Source organism: Bacillus cereus group sp. BfR-BA-01330 (assembly GCF_022663885.1).
Taxonomy (GTDB): Bacteria; Bacillota; Bacilli; order Bacillales; family Bacillaceae_G; genus Bacillus_A; species Bacillus_A cereus.
Genome location: NZ_JAKUGK010000004.1, coordinates 395,231 through 414,174 on the forward strand (window position 1 = coordinate 395,231; position 18,944 = coordinate 414,174).

Below are 18,944 nucleotides of genomic sequence, written 5' to 3' on the forward strand. Positions count from 1 at the left end.
CCAATCTGACTACTTGTCCTTACTGTTCATCTGTACGCAATACGATTAAGCTTGGAATGCTTCTGTTAATACTGGTACGATTTGTTTTTTACGAGATACAACACCTTTTAAAGTAGCTGTGTTGTTTTCTAGTGATACGTTGTAAGCTTTCTCAACAACGTTTGCTGCTTTACCGATCGCAAGACCGACAGAATCATTAGTTAAGATATCAGTTACAACGAATAAGAATAGGTCTAAACCTTTTTCTTCTACTACTGCAGAGATTACTTTTTCAAGTTCCGCTTGGTGTACAAGAACGTCGTTTGTATCAACAGCGTTTACTTGTGCGATTTCAACTTTCGCATTACCCATTTGGAATTCTTTAGCGTCAAGAGAGATTAATTGCTCCATTGTTTTTCCGCTTAAGTCAGCACCAGCTTTTAACATTTCTAAGCCGTAGTTATCTGCATCTACACCAGCGATTTGCGCTAATTCACGAGCAGCTGCTACGTCTTGTTCTGTGCAAGTTGGAGATTTGAATAGTAAAGAATCTGAAATGATTGCAGATAACATTAAACCTGCAACTTCTTTACGAATTGTTACGCCATTTTCTTTGTACATTTTGTTTAAGATTGTAGCTGTACAGCCAACTGGCTCACAACGATAGTATATAGGATCGCTTGTTTCAAAGTTAGCAATACGGTGATGGTCAATAACTTCTAACACACGAACTGATTCGATATCGTTAGCACTTTGTTGACGCTCGTTATGGTCAACTAAAATAACGTTGTCCACTTCGCTTGCTACTGTCTCAACAAAACGCGGTCCTTCTACTTTAAAATAGTCTAACGCAAATTGAGTTTCACCGCTGATTTCGCCTAAACGTACAGGCTCAGCATTCATTCCTAATTCTTTTTTCAATTCTGCATAAGCAATTGCAGAACAAATTGCATCTGTATCTGGGTTTTTATGCCCGAAAACTAGTACTTTTTCCATGTTTTCCACCTCTTCATGAAAAGGATATCTTAAAGAAGCAAATATGACAATATTTAAAGCATATTTTTTTATAAATAATTGCACTTTCTTCTATATTTTTCATCATTTTCATAAAAAAAATCATCTAAAATGAATTAGATGATCGAAATGTATGTTTCAATTAAAATAGTGTAGGAGCTTGCACTACATTGTTAAAAGCGAAATTTGAGGATAAGCCATTATTCAAAAGGTTTACATCTATAACTTGATAAAACGCATTTCCAGTGTCTGCAATTTCCCAAACAGCTAAAATAAGATGGTATCCACTACGGTCAGTTGGTACATTTGCTTCGTGCGTTACTGTCGTCCCTGGTCTAGCTCCACCGTCATTTTTCACATAGAATGGCACTAAATCTAAATCCGATCGCGTTAAAGGTTTATTTGGATTCCAACCTTTTTTCGTAATATAATATTTCCACTCTTTTGTACTATGAGGAGCCGTTAGTTTCCACTTGAATGTATTCGTCCCGCCATTTAACGTAACTTTCTTCCACCTATCTACAGTTTGAACATCTAAAGCGGGAAAATGACCAGCCCCTGCAATTTGTCCATCAGAAGGTCCTAGTTGCGGAAATCCACCTATCCCTTCTACGCTTTGTGGTTCATATTGAATCGGTCCACAATTTACATTTACCCCTTGCTTACATAAATAAGATCGGCTCGCTGGTGATTCTACATATCCATGAGCTGAAGCCTTTTCTGAAAATCCAAATGTTAATAATCCCGTAAGTAATACGCCACCACTTAAAATAACTTTCTTCATCTTTTGTAAACTATTCTTTTTCATACTTTCATCCCCTTCCGATAATAAAGCGAAAATAACTATAGTTGGCTAGTCATCTTCTCTACATTTATTATAAGACGAGAATCATTACTAAAAGAACCCTCTAAAAAATTTCTCAAATTCATTTAGTGCGTTAATTAGATTATAATTAACTATTTTAACACCGCCAGAAAAATATAGACTGTGTTAAAAATAGTTGTTTATTATTCACTTACTAATAATTAAGCACTCTCCCCGTTTGATTATACCTTAAATGTTTTTATAATAAATAACCGTAGCATCTAACTTACCATTCGGAGAAATTGCATACCCTGGTATTGTTCCAACTTCTTGGTAGTCTAGTGATTTGTACAGTTTATTGGAAGGATCTCCTTCTCTAGTATCTAATACTAAAAGAGACCTGTTTTCTTGCTTTGCTCGTTCCTCTGCTTTTTGCATAAGCGATCGTCCAATACCGTTACGTCTAAAGTTTGGATGAGTCATTAATTTGCAAATCTCGGCTCTATGAATTCCGTTAGGCTTAGTAACTAATTGTAATTGAATACTCCCTGCTACTTCGTTGTTTATTTTAGCCACATACAATATCACTTCTGGCGCTAATACTGTTTGCCAATACTTTGTTGCGTCTTTTTGTTCCAGTGGAGGCAAAAAACCAATTGATGCCCCATCATTTACAACCATTTTCAAAAGTTTCGAAAGTTCTTCCATATCATTTTCTAGTTGCTTTATTTCTTCAATTACTAAATTTCGCATTACTTTTCCCCCTTTTGTTTCATTGTAACAATTTTTAAAGAAGGAATAATGAAATAATAAGATGAATTTATAGAAAGATATGATTTTTTGTGAAAGGATAACGATATGAAATATATATTAGATAGAACGTACGCAAAAGAATTACTCGAATGGGCATATGAACAAAACCCGGGCCCTTGGTTTGAACATTCACTACATGTTGCTCATGCAACTGAAAACATAATTATAGAACTTATTAAAAATGGGTATAACCTAGATGCTGACATAGCATATAACGCTGCCCTTTTGCATGATATCGGAAGATACAAAGGTTTTACCAAATCGGTCATTCATTCCTATGATGGTTATATGTATATGAATGATTTAGGGTATACAGGAAACGCTGTTATTTGTGTGACACACTCATTCCCATGCAAAAATGAACATATAGATATCGCAGCGGAATGGAGTCTCGTTCCTGACCATATGAGAAGCCGGTTAGTTGAAATATTAAATGAACATTGTAACTACGACTTATACAATAAAGTAATTACTCTTTGTGACGCTCTTGCTGATGCGGGTGGCTTTACTACGCTGGAAAGAAGATTAATTTCTGTTGGTTTGCGTCATGGTACAACATCTCATACATCTTTACATTGGAAAGGGTTTTATGCGATTAAGAAAGAATTAGAAGCGTTAATCGGTAAGAGTATATACACAGTTCTTCCTGATGTAGAAAAATCTATTTATGAAGATATAGAATATTAAATTGAATACAAATTTAATTTCAAATAAAAAACGTTTTAAACATAAAGTTTAAAACGTTTTTTTATTCAATGCTTTTGATTTTTCAGTTCTGTTAAACACTCTTGCACTAAAGTTACCGCTTGACTCATCGCAGCTCCGCCAGCAAATGCTGCTGAAACACCACATGCTTCCAGAATCTCTTTATCTGAACATCCTTGATCAAGACAACCTTTTGTATGATAAATTGTACAATACTCATCTTGCGTTGCTAAACTAATTCCTAATGCAATAAGTTGCTTTTCTCTTTTTGTTAAAGCACCCTCTTGAAAACAAGCTTGCGTGAACGCATTATATGTCTCAGCGATTTCAGGAATTTGATTTGTAAAACTACCTATACCTTCTTTATAATGATGTAGAATATCATTTATCGAACTATGTTGCTCATGTTCCATCTTATTCCCTCCAGTCATATTATCCATACCTATTGTAGTATGTGATGAAATGGAGGCAATATACCTTCTTTTAAATTAAGAATTTTCAGTTAATTTACGTTATAATTTTAAATTATCATCTACAATAACTTTTTCTCTAGAACTTTTTCTTTCAACCTCTTTACTTCTTTCTTCCCAAAATGTTAATCCTTCAATCCCCACATTTTTAGGATTAAATACTGGATCTTTCCCTTCTTTTTTCTGCCTTTCATAGTCTTTTAACACTTTTAATGCGATTTTACTTAATAATAGAATCGCGATTAAGTTTAACCATGCCATACTACCGATTCCTAAATCTCCGAGATTCCATAAAAGCGACGCTGATTCAACACTACCGATGTAAACCATAATTAAAAATCCAAATTTTAAAACTGGTTTTAACCAGCCATACTTCAATTGACGATCTAAATAAGTAAGTGTCGTTTCAGCGATATAGTAATAAGCGAGTAACGTTGTAAATGCAAAAAAGAAAATCGCAATTGAAATAAATATTGGACCAAACCCTGTTATCACAGTTTCAACTGCTTGTTGTGTATAAATTGGACCAGCTTCCACATTTCCTATATTTTGTACAATAGCGGTTTTCCCTTCAGGTATAACATTATACATACCTGTTATTAAAATCATAAGAGCTGTCGCTGTACATACGACAATTGTATCGATATATACGGAAAACGCTTGAACTAATCCTTGTTTTGCAGGATGCGATATTTCAGCAGCCGCCGAACTATACGTCGCTTCTCCGACACCAGCAACGTTTGAAAATACAGCGCGTTTTACGCCCCATGCAATAGCTGCACCAACAATTCCACCAAACATTTCATTTACACCAAATGCACTAGAGAAAATTAAAGCAAACATACTTGGAATCTCCGTTACATTCGCAATTAATATGATACATGTAACAATTACATAACCAATTGCCATAAATGGCACAAGCATTTGAGAAACACCGGCAATTCTCTTTACACCACCAAAAATAATTGCTGCTAGTAACACGACTAAAAATATACCAGTTATATATTTGCTAATACCATTAGAGTTTTCGAATCCAACTGCGATACTACTAGATTGAATACCTGGTAATAACACGCCATATGAAAGTGTTACAACTACCGCTACAATGACTGCAAACCATTTCATTTTTAAACCTCTCTCAATGAAATATGGAGTACCGCCGCGATATTCATTCCCTACTTTACTTTTGTATACTTGAGATAATGTTGATTCTACAAACGCGCTCGCTGCCCCTAACAAAGCCATTACCCACATCCAAAATACAGCTCCAGGCCCGCCGAAAGCAATTGCTGTCGCTACCCCTGCAATATTACCAATTCCCACTCTTCCCGATAAGGCTAAACAAAATGCCTGAAAAGATGATATTCCCGTCTCTGAACTCTTTCCTTCAAATAATAGTTTAATCATCTCTTTAAAATAACGAATTTGCAAAAAGCGTGTTGCAATCGTGAAATATACGCCTGCCCCTAATGCAAAAACAACTAAACCGATACTCCACACTTGCCCTACTAACCATTCTACTAAATTCTCCATCCAAATCCCCCTTATCATTCTTTGGAAAAGCAATTTTGTATATAAGAAAACGGACAACTATTATCAAACTTTCTAGTTGTCCGCATCTTTCATTATTTCATCCCTCAATTTTTGTCAGTAAAACACCCTATTACTTTATATTTACCCAAACACTTTTCACTTCTGTATAATTATCAAGCGCATATGAACCTAATTCGCGGCCAATACCAGATTGTTTGTATCCACCAAATGGTGCAGCTGCATTTTCTAAGTTATAATCATTAATCCACACTGTTCCTGCTTTTAATTTATTTGCCACTTGATGACCCGTTTTGATATTTTGCGTCCATACACCCGCAGCAAGGCCATAGGATGAGTTGTTCGCTCGTTCAATTACTTCTTCTGTCGAATCAAATGGCAGAACAACAACAACTGGTCCAAATATTTCTTCCTTAACGATTGTCATATCGTCTGTAACATCTGTGAATACAGTTGGCTTAACGAAATAACCCTTTTCAAGTGCACGTTCACCACCAGCCGCAACTGTAGCGCCTTCTTTCTTCCCTTGCTCAATGTAATGTAACACACGCTCTTGTTGTTTCTTAGATACAAGTGGACCCATTTCCGTTCCTTTCTCCATACCTGCTCCAAGTTTTACGTTGTTCGCCATTTTCACAAGTGCATCTACTACAGTTTCATAATGTTTACGATGAACAAATACACGTGATCCTGCGCTACAATTTTGACCGTGATTATACATAATACCTTGGAATGCACCATTAATTGCTTCTTCCAAGTCCGCATCTTCTAAAATGATATTTGGTGATTTGCCGCCAAGCTCTAACGTTACATGCTTAATCATTTCTGCAGACTGACGCATAATATACTTTCCTGTAACAGTAGATCCTGTAAAAGCAACTTTATCAATGTCATGATGATTTACAATTGCTGCTCCTGCTTCAGGACCAAAGCCTGGTACAAAGTTTACAACACCGTTTGGAAATCCAGCCTCTTTAAAAAGTTTTGCTGTATATAGTAAAGATAAAGGCGTTTGCTCTGCTGGCTTTAATACGATCGTACAACCTGTCGCCAGTGCAGCTCCCATTTTCCAAGAAGACATAACGAGCGGAAAATTCCACGGAATAATCTGACCTACAACACCTACAGGTTCATGTCTCGTGTAATTTAAGTAATCTTTTGAAATTGGGATTGTTTGCCCAATAATTTTTGTAGCCCATCCTGCGTAATAACGATAATTTTCTACAGTTGCTGAAATATCATCATCAAGTGCTACTTGATATGGCTTTCCATTATCTAAAGCTTCTAGTTGCGCTAATTCTTCTCTATGTTCTTCAATTAAATCTGCTAATTTATAAATAAGATGCGCTCTTTCAGCAGTAGTCATTTCTGCCCACGGACCGGATTCAAATGCAGATCTTGCCGCTTTTACTGCAGCATCAATATCCTCTTCTTGCGCTTCACATACGACAGCTAGAACATCTTCTGTAGCTGGATTATACGTTTCAAACGTCTTTCCCCCAATAGCAGCAACAAATTCGCCATTAATAAACATTTTAATTTCTTCATTTAAAAACGCTTCCACTTTTGGTTTCAGCTCAATATTTGTCTTTAACATTATGTTCTCCTCCTTATTTAAACAGCTACATGAGCTGCAATATTTGATAAAATCGTTTGAAGCTTTTGATCTTCGTCAACAGTTAATCCTAGTCTTGGATAGCGAGAAGGTCCTCCCGCTTGCCCATGTAATTCCATGGAACGTTTAACGATTTGAACATATTTCCCTGATCCTTCAAGAAACTCGCAAAGTGGTAAAATAGCATCGTTTATTTCCCACGCCTTTTCTAATTCACCATTTTGAAAATGCTCATACATTTTTGTAACGAGACCGGGAACGATATTTCCTGCTACTGAAACCCATCCCGAAGCACCAACTAAATATGATTCCATAACTAAATCTTCAGAACCACAGAAGACTTGGAAAGCCCCTTCACTTTGTCTTACTAAATCTCTCGCTTTTCGAATATCTCCGCTAGATTCTTTAATATGTGTAACATTTTCACACTCTTTTCCAATACGGAGCATTAGCTTTGTACTCATATCAACACCAGAAGTAAATGGGTTATTGTATAGCATAATTGGTATATTTACAGAATTTGAGATTTCTTTAAAATGAAAATAAATCTCCTCTTCCTTCGGTTTACAATAGTAAGAGTTTATAATTAATGCACAATCCGCTCCGTGCGCTTCTGCATGTTTCGTATATTCAATTGTTTCTTTCGTCGTCTCTGCTGCAGTTCCAACAATGACTGGAATACGGCCATCAATTTCTTTCAACACGGTTTCTACCATTTTAAATCGTTCTTCTTTTGATAAACTTACAAACTCTCCTGTACTTCCATTAATGATGACACCTGCAACCTTTTGTTCGATAAAGTAATTTACATTTTGTTTTACCCCATCCCAATTAATTTCCTGAAATTCATCCATCGGTGTTATTAATACTGGAAATGCCCCTTTAATTTTTTGCATATTTATCTCTCCTTATCACATTTTATTTTAATAAGAAACCTGCCGGAAATGGATCCGTAGGGTCTAATAGAAACGTCTGCATTCCTGTAATAAATCCTCTACTTTCAAAACGGAAAATGTATCCTAGTTCCTCCTTCTTCACTTTTTCCACAGTTATAAAACTATTAAATATACTTTCATTTTTAAAAGGTTTATCCACCATATAATCATTTTTAAATAACGCATGAACATAGGAAACGATAGTAGAAACAAAACCTGGCGAACGTACGATAAAGTTATCTTCATGAAATGTAATCGACTTTATATGGTTCTTTTCTTTTTGCGAAGGATCTACTAAAATAAGCCTTTTTATTAGCGACTGTTTTTGTATAGCCTGCAGTGTAGCTTCTCCCCATCTTTTCAATTCTGAAATGTTTTCAACACGAATTTCTGGCGAATACGCACCTTTTTCTACAACTGCATATACTTTATCTGCTTGTATGAGAGAATAACTTACATTACCAACCTGTAAATTTTCCTCAATCAAATAGCAAAGTTTGCTTTCAAACGAAACAGATATAACTTCATCATTCTCTACATACGCATGAACTAAAAATATTCCAGATAACGTTTCAATTTTGTATTGATTGGACTCTCTCTTTTTTAAATACCCACTTTCGAGTAACATCGTTATTACCGCAACAATGCCCCCATAATGAAGCGGAATCGAACTTTCATGATTAAAAAATAATACAGCTGCATCCACTTCATTATGGATAGATGGAACGACAATACACCCGTTCAAACCGATAAAACCACGTGGTTCATTTAATAAAAGCTTCATCTCTTCTGCTAATTCACCCGAAAATTGTTCATTTAATTGCTCCAAACTGTAGTAGTATTTGCATGGTACGTCTTTCATTACACGAAATGCCTCGCCATTTACATGTACGTCTACTGCTGTATACATTTTTTGAATGTTCATTTTATATCCTCCGTTTCATGTTCCATCGGCGGAATTAGCAAAAATCCTTCTTTGAGTGGATCCATTTCATTGTAAAAAAATTTATGCATACCCATAAGCCAAGCTGATCCCGTAATTTTCGTTATGACAGCTTCAATATTTTCAACATGTGTCGTATTCACGACATATCCTTTAAATAAAGAACCAACGATACTCTCATGAATGAACTCTTCACCAATTTTGATTTCTTTCTGAGCATATAATACAGCTAGCTTCGCAGATGTTCCTGTACCGCATGGGGATCGATCTATTCCGCCTGGTGGTACAACAACTGTATTTTTCACATGCGCACATTCATGAGTAGGATCTGTATAAAATTCAACATGTGTTAATCCTCTTATAAACGAATACTCTGGATGAGTGATTTCAAACTTCTCATTAATTGTGTTTCTTATATGAATCGCCTTATCGATGATTGTAGATGCATTTTCTGGTACTAATTCTAGATCTACTGATTTCGCATCAATAATGGCATAAAAATTCCCTCCATACGCAATATCAGCTTCTATAGTTCCAATGTCTTTCACTTGTACAGTAATATTTTTTAATAAAAAAGCTGGTATGTTACAGAAAGATACTTCTTTTGCTTTTCCATCTTGAACAGCAATATCTACTTCAACTAAGCCAGCCGGTGTATCTAGTTTTAAAGAAGTAATCGGTTCAACTACCGGAATTAAACCTGATTCAACTAACGCTGTACATACACCGATTGTATCGTGACCACACATCGGTAAATATCCACCTGTCTCTATGTATATAACACCTATATCAGCCTCAGGATGACACGGGTCTGTTAATAATGCCCCTGACATTACATCATGACCACGCGGTTCATTCATTAACAATTTTCGAATCCAATCATACTCCTTTTTCATATGTAACATCTTCTCTGCCATCGTCTCTCCAATCAACTTTGGAAGTCCACTAATTACTGTCCTCGTTGGATTCCCACCCGTATGTGTATCAATTGTCGTAAAGACTCTTTGTGACTTCATCCGTTTAACACCCTTTCTGTAAAACGACTCAAACGAAGTGGTTCAATAGGAATAATTGTCTCTTTTTCATTTAATAACTCTTCAATTACTTTCCCAGTAACTGCTGCAAGACTAATCCCATCCCCTTCATGCCCAGCGGCAATGAAATAATTTGGAATATGTTCCACTCGTGAAATAATCGGTAAATGATCTTCTGTCCACGGACGTAAACCAGCGTAAGAACGAATTACCATCATATCTGCCATTTTCGGATAAAAGCGAATCGCTCTATTTGCAATACATTTAATGACTTCATTGTTTATTCTCGTATGAAACCCTACAAATTCACGGCTACTTCCAATTAAGAAATTTTGACTTTCAGTAGGCTCAAATACGAGCGCAACCCCGTATTTTTCAGTTAAAGCATCTACTTTTCGTTTTCCACCAAATTTAGAAATTAAATAACCGAATTCCATTACTTTACGGCACCCTACGTGTTGTTGTCTTGATGCTACAATAATATGCCCTTTTCTCGGTTCAATTGGTATATTTACATTTAACATCTGACCAATCTTAGGAGCCCACACACCCGCTGCATTTACAACTTGTTGTGCTGTAAAAGTTCCATTCGTAGTTTCTACAACAAATGAACCATTCGTATCTATGTTTATACTCTTTACTTCGGTCTGTTTAAAGGCTTTTGTGCCAAACTTTTGTGCCTCTGACAGAAGCGAGAATGCAAGGAGATATGGATTCACAGTTGAATCCGTCGCACATTCTAAACCGCCTAATAAATCATCAGCAAAAAAAGGCGACTCTTCTCTTATATCTTGCCTATCAAGCATTCGAAACGGTAATCCAGCTTCTTTTTGCCGATTTACCCATTGCTGCGCAGCTTCCATCTCTTCGTCTGACTCACATACGAGAATACTTCCTGGTGCCCTATATTCAAATGAATGCTCTAATTCTTCACTTAAATCAGTTACTAATTTTTGACTTACTAAAGACATTTGACTATCAAATCCTGGGTCTTTATCAATGGCCAAAATATTCCCATCACACCGTGAAGACGTCCCGCTGACAAATTCCCCTTTTTCAATGATTGTTACGTCTCTTCCGTATTTTGAAGTGTAATAAGCGATAGAACACCCTATTATTCCACCACCTATAATTAAAACGTCGCAGTGCCTCACAATATACTCCTCCTTTCCTAGCCCTCTCACTTTCTTTTTATGCAATTGACGTGCCAATTCTGTACATATACAATTTTTATAAATAATATTTTTATTTGTAAAAATATTTTAAATTTATAGTAAATAGGTGTATTATTTTTTTATCACTGTCAAAATTTTTATACATAACAGGAGGACATTATGGCATTTTCATTTCCGACTATACAAGAATTTTTGGAAAGCGCTTTAACCAATCATACATGTAGCCTTGATCGCATTAAGAAAATAAACGAAAGGTTTTATTATCTCCCTTCTACTACAGAAGAATATAATTGCGCAATTATTTATGTAGATGACTCATTCACTGCATTAATTGACGCTTTTTCTTATGAATTAGCTGTTATCATCCTTAACGAAAACGATGAGCCGCTATGCTGTATAACTTCTCAGCAAATGATTCCATTTCTTTATAAGTCCTACAATGAACTACAGTCATTTTATGACACTGTAATACAAACAACTGACTCTTCTGTTACAGTCATTGATAGTAAAGAATACGTTCGAACTTGGACAGATGGCGCTGAAAAAATATTTTCAGTCAACCATAATGAGATTATTGGGCAACCGATTACTCGTTTTTTTGATTATAAAGACTTGGAAATTTTACAATCTTTACATGATGGAAAAAGCATAGTCGCTCAGTTCCATCAGCCTCGTCCCGATTTATTCGTATTAATTAATTCAAATCCAGTTTATTGTAATGATGAAATTATAGGAGCAGTCGTTTCAGAAACAGATGTTACAAATCAAGTCGCTTTAAATGAAAAACTATTTAATATGTCACATGAAATGCACCGTTTAGAACAAGAAGTGGCAAAGTATAAAGATGAATCCGATCCATTCCTTGCGATGAATGGGAAAAGTCCTGTTATACAAAGAACGATACAATTAGCTAGAAAAGTTTGTTCGGTAAAATCAACTGTTTTAATACTTGGGGAAAGTGGAGTTGGAAAAGAAGTATTTGCGAAAGCGATTCATGAAGCAAGTGAGGCAGCGAAGGCGCCTTTCATTTCGATTAACTGCGGGGCAATTCCAGAAGCGTTATTTGAAAGTGAATTATTCGGTTACGAGCGTGGGGCGTTTTCTGGAGCAAATAGTAAAGGAAAAAAAGGTAAAATTGAACTCGCGCAAGGCGGTACTTTATTTCTTGATGAAATAGGTGAAATGCCACTTGATATGCAAGTAAAACTGTTACGTGTACTGCAAGAGCGAAAGTATTACCGAGTTGGTGGTGAAAAAGAAATTAATATTGATTTCCGTATTATCGCTGCTACAAATCGTGATTTACAAGAAGAAATGAGAAAAGGAACTTTCCGAGAAGATTTATATTACCGCTTAAATGTAGTTAGTTTGCAGATTCCACCGCTGCGCGAAAGACGCGAGGATATTATTGAATTAACTTATTCTTTCTTAAATGATTTTTCAATCAACTACAACAGACCAATTCGTGACCTACCTTCAAGCATTATGCATGAACTGCTTCATTACAATTGGCCAGGTAATATTCGCGAACTTCGAAACGTTGTTGAACGGCTTGTGGTATTCGCAACAGACGGAATTATAAAACAAGAATATTTACCATTTCATACGACTGAAACTTTAGACAACCATACAGCTCATTCCCTATTACTCAGCAACAATAATACAATCCTTTCTTTACAAGAAGAGATGGATGAGCATGAGAAAAAAGTTATTGAAAGGGCTTTACGAATTTTAGATGGGAATAAATTAGAATGCGCAAAACAACTTGGTGTAACAAGGGCTACTTTATATAACCGTTTAAAGAAACTTGGACTTCAATAAAGAATCAGTATGCACCGATCAGGCGTTTACAGGTAGCCCTCTCTCCCTCCTCTATATTGGCATGATTTTTGCATATATAATTTGTGAAAATCGAACTAGAGGAGGAATACACATGACAAATAAAAACAACTTAATCGTTTGTCGTTGTGAAGAGGTTACATATGGGCAACTTCAATCGACAATTGCTGAATATAACTGCTCGGCAAGAGAATTAAAATTAAGAACACGTGCTGGCATGGGATTTTGCGGTGGTCGCACATGCAGAATAATGATAGATCGAATGATTGAAAATGTGAATCCTGACGTAACTCTTAATGAACTACCGTTAAAATATCAACCACCAATACGTGCAGTTACTTTTGGATCAGTAGGTGAAAGTAAATGAGTAGAATTACACATCACCCTATTTTAGGTACTTTACAAAGTAGTGAGCGTATTACCTTTCAATTTAACGGTCATCAATACGAAGCATATGAACATGAAACGATAGCTGCTGCCCTGTTAGCAAATGGAATACGGACATTAAGAGTTCATGAAGATAGCGGAACACCGCGAGGTATTTATTGTAATATCGGGCACTGTTCCGAATGCCGCGTGACAGTAAATAATCAAACAAATGTACGCGCATGCTTAACTGTTGTAGAAGAAAACATGGTTGTTGAAAGCGGGAAACAGCATCCGAATATCGTGAGAGAGATGGTGAAAAAGCGATGAGTGATGTAATTATTATAGGTGCAGGGCCAGCGGGATTATCTGCTTCTATCTCTTGTGCTCGTTTCGGACTAAAAGTGCTCGTTATTGATGAATTTATGAAGCCGGGCGGGAGATTGTTAGGACAGTTGCATCAAGAGCCTACTGGAGAATGGTGGAACGGAATAGAAGAATCGAAGCGACTTCATGAAGAAGCAGAATCACTTTCAGTACATATCAGGTGCGGTGTTTCGGTCTATAATTTAGATAGAGATGAAAACAATTGGTTTGTACATACTAATATCGGTACGTTAGAAGCACCTTTCGTACTACTTGCTACTGGAGCTGCGGAATATTCTATTCCCCTTCCTGGCTGGACACTTCCAGGAGTGATGTCAATTGGAGCAGCTCAAGTTATGACAAATGTTCATCGCGTGCAAGTTGGAAAAAAAGGAATTATTATTGGTGCTAACATTTTGTCTTTCGCCATTTTAAGTGAATTGCAATTAGCGGGAATTACAGTGGATCATATTGTACTCCCTGAGAAAAGCGAGTTAAGTCAAAAAGCTGGTGAACCTGAAGAAGTTTTAAACTCTCTTTTAAATGCAGCTCACCTCGCTCCTTCTGCTTTCTTGCGAATAGGTAGCCACTTTATGAAATTTGATTGGATTCGAAAAGCTGGATTAACATTCTATCCAAACAACGGAATGAAAATAAACGGAACGCCACTTCACCTTCGGAAAGCAGCTCTTGAAATTATCGGAACAGATCAAGTTGAAGGTGTACGTATTGCTAATATTGACTCTAAAGGAAATGTTATTAATGGAACAGAGAAAATATATGAAGCAGATTTTGTATGTATTGCCGGGGGATTATACCCACTTGCCGAACTTGCAGCTGTAGCCGGTTGTCCCTTCCATTACATTTCAGAATTAGGCGGACACGTTCCTCTCCATTCCGAAACAATGGAAACTCCTCTTCCTGGTTTATTTGTAGCTGGCAATATTACAGGCATTGAAAGCGGAAAAATTGCGATGGCGCAAGGAACAGTTGCAGGTCTATCTATCGCAAAATATGCAAGTAAAAAACGTGATATAGTCGACCAACAATTATCTCACGCCATGCAAAACGTTCACTTTGTTCGTCAGAAAGCTGCAATTCAGTTTAATCCGATGGTAGATATCGGTAGACGAAAAATGAATGAAATTTGGCGTGATTATTCTTCTACATATGCACATACTAAAAAGAGCTGCTGAGATTATTCTCAACAGCTCTTTTCTCTACTCATCTGAGTTATTAAATTTCGCTAATGCGTAAATGCCTTCTTCATCATCTAATTCAAGTTGTAATCTCGCTGCGAATGGATTGACATTATATTCTCTGTCAAGCAATAAGCGTAAAGCTTCGATTAAGTTTGCTTGAATTAAAATTTGCTGGCGACCATTTACCTCTACTTCCGCAGAGAAACCGTAGTCGTCATCATACATGAGTTCAACTAACACTTCTTCTGGACCCACTTGTCTTTTTTCAGCTATATATACGCAAAGCGCATTTATAAGCTCTTGTTCAGAAATTTTTATTGTTTCCATGCTACTTCATCTGCTTTCTTCTTACGTTGGTCTTTGAAGTATTTAAATGCACGAACTGCTAACATTACGATACCAGCCATTACTAACATATTTACCATAAACGCTAATACAGAACCAAGAGCTCCCATATTTGCAAATAAGCTACCCATTAGTAAACCACCAAGACCACCTAGTAATAAACCTTTCATAAAGCTTCCTTTATTACTTTTTGGTGCCGTGTTTGTTGCTTTCGTTTTTGAATCTGGAGTCGTTTTTTGAGAATTTACATTTGAGTCTTTTTTGTTTAAATCAACTTTTGACTTTTGACCTGAACTTGGTGTAAATGATTTTTTACCAGATTTGTAACTTTTCGCTGCTGCATGATCTACGAACATAAAGCTGCTAGCCCCAAAGATAACCATGAATGCTGTCATTACTGCTACAAGTTTTTTCAACATATTATATCCATTCTCCTTTTATATAGATATATGTGAAATCTATCTTTCTAGTAAATTCAGAATGATAGATTTGTTTTTAAGAACATTTTAAAGGTTCTTATGAACTTATTATATGAACTTTTGTCGAAATATGCAAGTATTATTTACTTCCGACAGTTTGGTGACAAAGGAAAATTTAAGCAAAACAGAATTGACTTTAAATGAAACAAAACATATTATAAGTTCATAAGAACTTTTTATTATTTTGGAGGTGAAAAGATGGAAACATTTCATCTCACACGAAACGAAATGGCTACCCTTCTTCTATCACTAAGAGGATGGAATACGAAAAAGCCTCTCGGTATTTTACAAGAAGCTTGGGCAAAGTCACATAAAAAAGATATTGAAAGCGGACAAAGCGTTACAGCTTTTATTACTACCGCACTTTCACCTATTTTTGAAAAGCTGATTAAAATTGACGATACTGATGTCGGTTTTTCTTTAAATGAAATAGTTGCGCTTGGCAATCAGATTGAAAACACAAGTTTCTCTGTAACTGCTATGCAAAACTGGGTGAAACGAGATATAAAAGAAATGATTGGCTCTCCTCAAAAGGGGAAAAAATATTCAATTGAACAAGCAGCCTTACTATTTATTGTCGAAGATTTAAAAACAGCACTTGATTTTGAATCCATTCGTAAGCTATTACGCCTTATTGTAAATGACCCAGCCGATCGAAGTGATGATTTAATCAATCCTGTTCATTTATATGTAGCATACTCTTCTCTATTTGAAGAACTCAATCAAGGGAATTGCTTACAATTAAATGCAACAGATACCGTTCATACAATTGAAAACATCGTAAAAGAAAAAGCTGATAAAATCGCAAGCAAGTTCGATCAAATTAATAACGAACAACGCGAAGCAATTCGTAACGCTATTATTATTGCGACCCTTTCTGTACATACCGCATATGTACAAATGTTAGCAAAACGTTACGTAACAGCAACTTTATTTTTACAGAACTTAGATGTGAAGCCTTAAAAAACAAGCATCCCCCCGTCATATACGTAGTACAGGGGGATGCTTGTTTTCAATCAATATAAAATACAAAAATCATTTTACATCTAAGTTTCATTCTACAATAGCTCTTGATTATGTAAAAATCATGACTAACCTAACATTCAACAATGTTCATTTCTTTTTATTAAATTCCCATCAGATTTTCTCAATAAACTTAATTACTTCATCTTTATAATTATATTTGTCATTAATTTCTTGTAATAATTCAATATCATGCGTATGAGTTTTTCCTGTCTCTAACAGCTCACGATATAAATCAATATAAGGAAGATTTTTATTTATGGCATTTTTATATTCCTTTTCTACATCGTAAAAAACCTTTTTAAACCTCACATCAGTAATCCCTGCCTCATCAATTTCAAGAATTGCATACTGAGCACGTAAGTCAGAGTTTAGCTTATTCCACTTGTAAAAAGGTTGTCCAACTGTTCCTGGGTTAATAATTAATTGATCATTGCTACTATAGCGCAATAATTGATGGTGGGTATGAGCGTAAATCGCAATATCATAATCACGATCAAATAACCGATCAAACTGTCCCTGATTATTAGTGGGCCACAAATCTCCCCCGTAATTTTTATTTTGTAGATTATGACTAATACTGATTGATAAATCATTAACCTGTTTTGTTATATGTAATGGTAAATTTTTAACATGCTTAATATAGTTTTCATCCAAGTTTTCACATTGATACTGAACTAATCTAGAAACATAAATATCAGTTGCGTTATCAATATCAATATTTTTATTAAGAACGTCAAGAAAACTATCTTCCCAGTTTCCTTGTACATAAGTATCAACGTTAATACTTTCTAATATTTCAAATAAATCATTCGATCCAGGACCAGGCATAATTAAATCTCCTAAAAACCAATAATCAGTCACACCTTCTTTCATAGAATCTTCGATAACTGCTTTTAAAGCAGTTGCATTTCCATGTACATCTGCCAGTACAGCAATTTTATGTTTCATGTATTTTATTCCCTCCTCTAAATTTACGTTTCCATCTCATTCATTTTTTATTTTCGAACCAAATCAAATTGAATAGGCATATTCTTTTTTAGGCAACTTTACTATCTCTTGAATGAAATTTGATTTCTCTAAAATGTCCTCTAACTGCCCCTCACTATAGACGTAAATACCACCTACATATGAACTGTACGCCTTTTTCTCAGTTATTACTGCTAAGGTGCTATTTTCCTTTTTAAAATCACCCTCTAGTCCTTTTTCAAAAGATAAACTTTTGGCTTCTGAAAAATAAAGGTGAATTAACGTCGCTAATTGTACGTCCTCTGATTTTGCAAAGTACTTTATTTCATTTAAAATCATTTCATCTTGTAACGGAAGAAAGTCTTCTACTTCTAACTTCTCTCCTTTATGAAAGAAGTTTTGAAGTTCAGGAGTATAGAACGAAAGATTTTTCTCCTCTATCATTTTTAAAATTGTTTGCAGCAATATGTCTTTTCCTATCACAAACGGGTGGCCAAATCCATTATTGTAAAGCTCTTCTTTCATTTTCATTAATTGTTCGATGAAGGGGATTCCTGATTCTTCAATAACAAGTTTATCGTCAATTAAACACATGTTAGCAATCAATTCTTCTATCTGTAAACCTTCTAATTCAAGCGATGAGTAATATAAATCTCTATTCCAAAAATCTAATTGATCCATTCCTAATGAATTAAATAAGAGCTCATCTATAATTGGAAAAACTCCATCTTCTGTTAAAGCTTTCGTTACATCATCTAATAATCTATGTGTTTGATTTAAAATCGTACGTATTTCTTCGTCCTCTTGAATGATTCGTACCGTCCACTCACCATGATCTTCACCCGATATTTGCTGAAAACAATGTGAATATGGCCCATGTCCAACATCGTGTAGAAGGGCTACAGTAGATACTAGCTTTCGTTCATATTTCGATAAATGTATGTCACCAATCTCAGTAAGATGTTCTATCACTTTATTTACTAGCACATATACACCTATCGAATGTTCTTCCCTCGTATGCATTGCGTTCTCATGTAAAAAATAAGTATGTCCTTGTTGTTTAATATTCGCCAACCTTTGAAATGCTTTTGTATCTATCAATCGAAGGATATCTCTATCACGAATAGAGATTGGTCCATAAATCGGATCTGTAATATACATATGTTCTCCTCCTATTTTTGTAAATGAAAGACCTATACCATTATACTTAATTTTCAGTCTATTATCATTGATATATGAGAAATTTTTAATAATCTTTTCATTAACTCTTCATGAAAACGCGGCTTATATCTTTTACTATAATAATTATGAGAGAC

20 protein-coding genes are annotated in these 18,944 nt (G+C 35.5%); 6 read left to right on the plus strand and 14 right to left on the minus strand.

All coding sequences use genetic code 11. From position 1 onward, the window contains the following. Nucleotides 1-45: 45 nt before the first annotated feature. From ppaC to MR112_RS14050, 3 genes are all read right to left on the minus strand, one after another. A complete protein-coding gene (gene ppaC / locus MR112_RS14040) occupies nt 46-975 on the minus strand; it encodes a manganese-dependent inorganic pyrophosphatase (RefSeq protein ID WP_000416873.1) in 930 nt (309 codons plus the stop codon). Nucleotides 976-1,135: 160 nt separating this feature from the next. Beyond that, nucleotides 1,136-1,801 carry a lytic polysaccharide monooxygenase gene (locus MR112_RS14045; protein WP_000742279.1) on the minus strand — a complete coding sequence of 222 codons (666 nt, stop codon included), beginning with the start codon at nt 1,799-1,801 and terminating at the stop codon, nt 1,136-1,138. 246 nt (nt 1,802-2,047) lie between these two features. After that, nucleotides 2,048-2,551 carry a GNAT family N-acetyltransferase gene (locus MR112_RS14050; protein ID WP_001245258.1) on the minus strand — a complete coding sequence of 168 codons (504 nt, stop codon included), beginning with the start codon at nt 2,549-2,551 and terminating at the stop codon, nt 2,048-2,050. 105 nt (nt 2,552-2,656) lie between these two features. On the opposite strand from MR112_RS14050, the gene MR112_RS14055 reads away from it, so the two are divergent. Further along, nucleotides 2,657-3,298 carry an HD domain-containing protein gene (locus MR112_RS14055; RefSeq protein WP_000875112.1) on the plus strand — a complete coding sequence of 214 codons (642 nt, stop codon included), beginning with the start codon at nt 2,657-2,659 and terminating at the stop codon, nt 3,296-3,298. A gap of 65 nt (nt 3,299-3,363) precedes the next feature. Here MR112_RS14055 and MR112_RS14060 read toward each other — a convergent pair whose 3' ends face one another. The 7 genes from MR112_RS14060 to MR112_RS14090 form a co-directional block, all read right to left on the minus strand. Further along, complete coding sequence (locus MR112_RS14060; protein WP_001999958.1) at nt 3,364-3,756, minus strand: carboxymuconolactone decarboxylase family protein; 393 nt, start codon at nt 3,754-3,756, stop codon at nt 3,364-3,366. A 72-nt stretch (nt 3,757-3,828) separates the two neighbouring features. Continuing rightward, nucleotides 3,829-5,319 (minus strand): alanine/glycine:cation symporter family protein, encoded by a 1,491-nt coding sequence (locus MR112_RS14065; protein ID WP_242245053.1) that lies wholly within the window; start codon nt 5,317-5,319, stop codon nt 3,829-3,831. A gap of 130 nt (nt 5,320-5,449) precedes the next feature. Then, on the minus strand, nt 5,450-6,934 hold the full coding sequence (locus MR112_RS14070; protein ID WP_000920973.1) for an aldehyde dehydrogenase family protein: 1,485 nt from the start codon (nt 6,932-6,934) through the stop codon (nt 5,450-5,452). Nucleotides 6,935-6,951: 17 nt separating this feature from the next. Then, a complete protein-coding gene (dapA, locus tag MR112_RS14075; protein ID WP_001169456.1) occupies nt 6,952-7,848 on the minus strand; it encodes a 4-hydroxy-tetrahydrodipicolinate synthase in 897 nt (298 codons plus the stop codon). 22 nt (nt 7,849-7,870) lie between these two features. Then, nucleotides 7,871-8,812, minus strand: a complete 942-nt coding sequence (locus tag MR112_RS14080; protein ID WP_226368778.1) for a proline racemase family protein — start codon at nt 8,810-8,812, stop codon at nt 7,871-7,873. Then, nucleotides 8,809-9,846, minus strand: coding sequence for a proline racemase family protein (locus MR112_RS14085; protein ID WP_048538302.1), 1,038 nt, complete (start codon nt 9,844-9,846; stop codon nt 8,809-8,811). Before MR112_RS14085 ends, MR112_RS14080 begins: the two co-directional genes overlap by 4 nt. Next, entirely contained in the window at nt 9,843-11,018 is a 1,176-nt protein-coding gene (locus MR112_RS14090) for an NAD(P)/FAD-dependent oxidoreductase (protein WP_025689383.1), read from the minus strand. The genes MR112_RS14085 and MR112_RS14090 overlap by 4 nt, the downstream gene beginning before the upstream one ends. A 180-nt stretch (nt 11,019-11,198) precedes the next feature. On the opposite strand from MR112_RS14090, the gene MR112_RS14095 reads away from it, so the two are divergent. The 4 genes from MR112_RS14095 (at nt 11,199) to MR112_RS14110 (ending at nt 14,806) form a co-directional block, all read left to right on the plus strand. Continuing rightward, complete coding sequence (locus MR112_RS14095; protein ID WP_078404951.1) at nt 11,199-12,860, plus strand: sigma-54 interaction domain-containing protein; 1,662 nt, start codon at nt 11,199-11,201, stop codon at nt 12,858-12,860. 112 nt (nt 12,861-12,972) lie between these two features. After that, the gene (locus MR112_RS14100) at nt 12,973-13,245 is read left to right on the plus strand and encodes a (2Fe-2S)-binding protein (RefSeq protein WP_000182620.1); all 273 of its coding nucleotides are present in this window, start codon (nt 12,973-12,975) and stop codon (nt 13,243-13,245) included. Next, nucleotides 13,242-13,574, plus strand: coding sequence for a (2Fe-2S)-binding protein (locus MR112_RS14105; RefSeq protein ID WP_000087065.1), 333 nt, complete (start codon nt 13,242-13,244; stop codon nt 13,572-13,574). The genes MR112_RS14100 and MR112_RS14105 overlap by 4 nt, the downstream gene beginning before the upstream one ends. Further along, entirely contained in the window at nt 13,571-14,806 is a 1,236-nt protein-coding gene (locus MR112_RS14110; protein WP_001286092.1) for an NAD(P)/FAD-dependent oxidoreductase, read from the plus strand. Before MR112_RS14105 ends, MR112_RS14110 begins: the two co-directional genes overlap by 4 nt. Nucleotides 14,807-14,830: 24 nt before the next feature. On the opposite strand, the gene MR112_RS14115 is transcribed toward MR112_RS14110, so the two are convergent. Further along, on the minus strand, nt 14,831-15,139 hold the full coding sequence (locus MR112_RS14115; protein WP_063245515.1) for a YxcD family protein: 309 nt from the start codon (nt 15,137-15,139) through the stop codon (nt 14,831-14,833). Continuing rightward, on the minus strand, nt 15,127-15,576 hold the full coding sequence (locus tag MR112_RS14120) for a hypothetical protein (RefSeq protein WP_000914478.1): 450 nt from the start codon (nt 15,574-15,576) through the stop codon (nt 15,127-15,129). The genes MR112_RS14115 and MR112_RS14120 overlap by 13 nt, the downstream gene beginning before the upstream one ends. 258 nt (nt 15,577-15,834) lie before the next feature. On the opposite strand from MR112_RS14120, the gene MR112_RS14125 reads away from it, so the two are divergent. Next, nucleotides 15,835-16,599: a DUF1836 domain-containing protein gene (locus tag MR112_RS14125; RefSeq protein WP_000447231.1), complete on the plus strand. Its 765-nt coding sequence runs from the start codon at nt 15,835-15,837 to the stop codon at nt 16,597-16,599. 174 nt (nt 16,600-16,773) lie between these two features. Here MR112_RS14125 and MR112_RS14130 read toward each other — a convergent pair whose 3' ends face one another. Both MR112_RS14130 and MR112_RS14135 read right to left on the minus strand, forming a co-directional pair. Further along, entirely contained in the window at nt 16,774-17,610 is an 837-nt protein-coding gene (locus MR112_RS14130; protein ID WP_000680868.1) for a metallophosphoesterase family protein, read from the minus strand. 63 nt (nt 17,611-17,673) lie between these two features. Next, nucleotides 17,674-18,789 carry an HD domain-containing protein gene (locus MR112_RS14135; protein ID WP_242245054.1) on the minus strand — a complete coding sequence of 372 codons (1,116 nt, stop codon included), beginning with the start codon at nt 18,787-18,789 and terminating at the stop codon, nt 17,674-17,676. Nucleotides 18,790-18,944 lie beyond the last annotated feature (155 nt).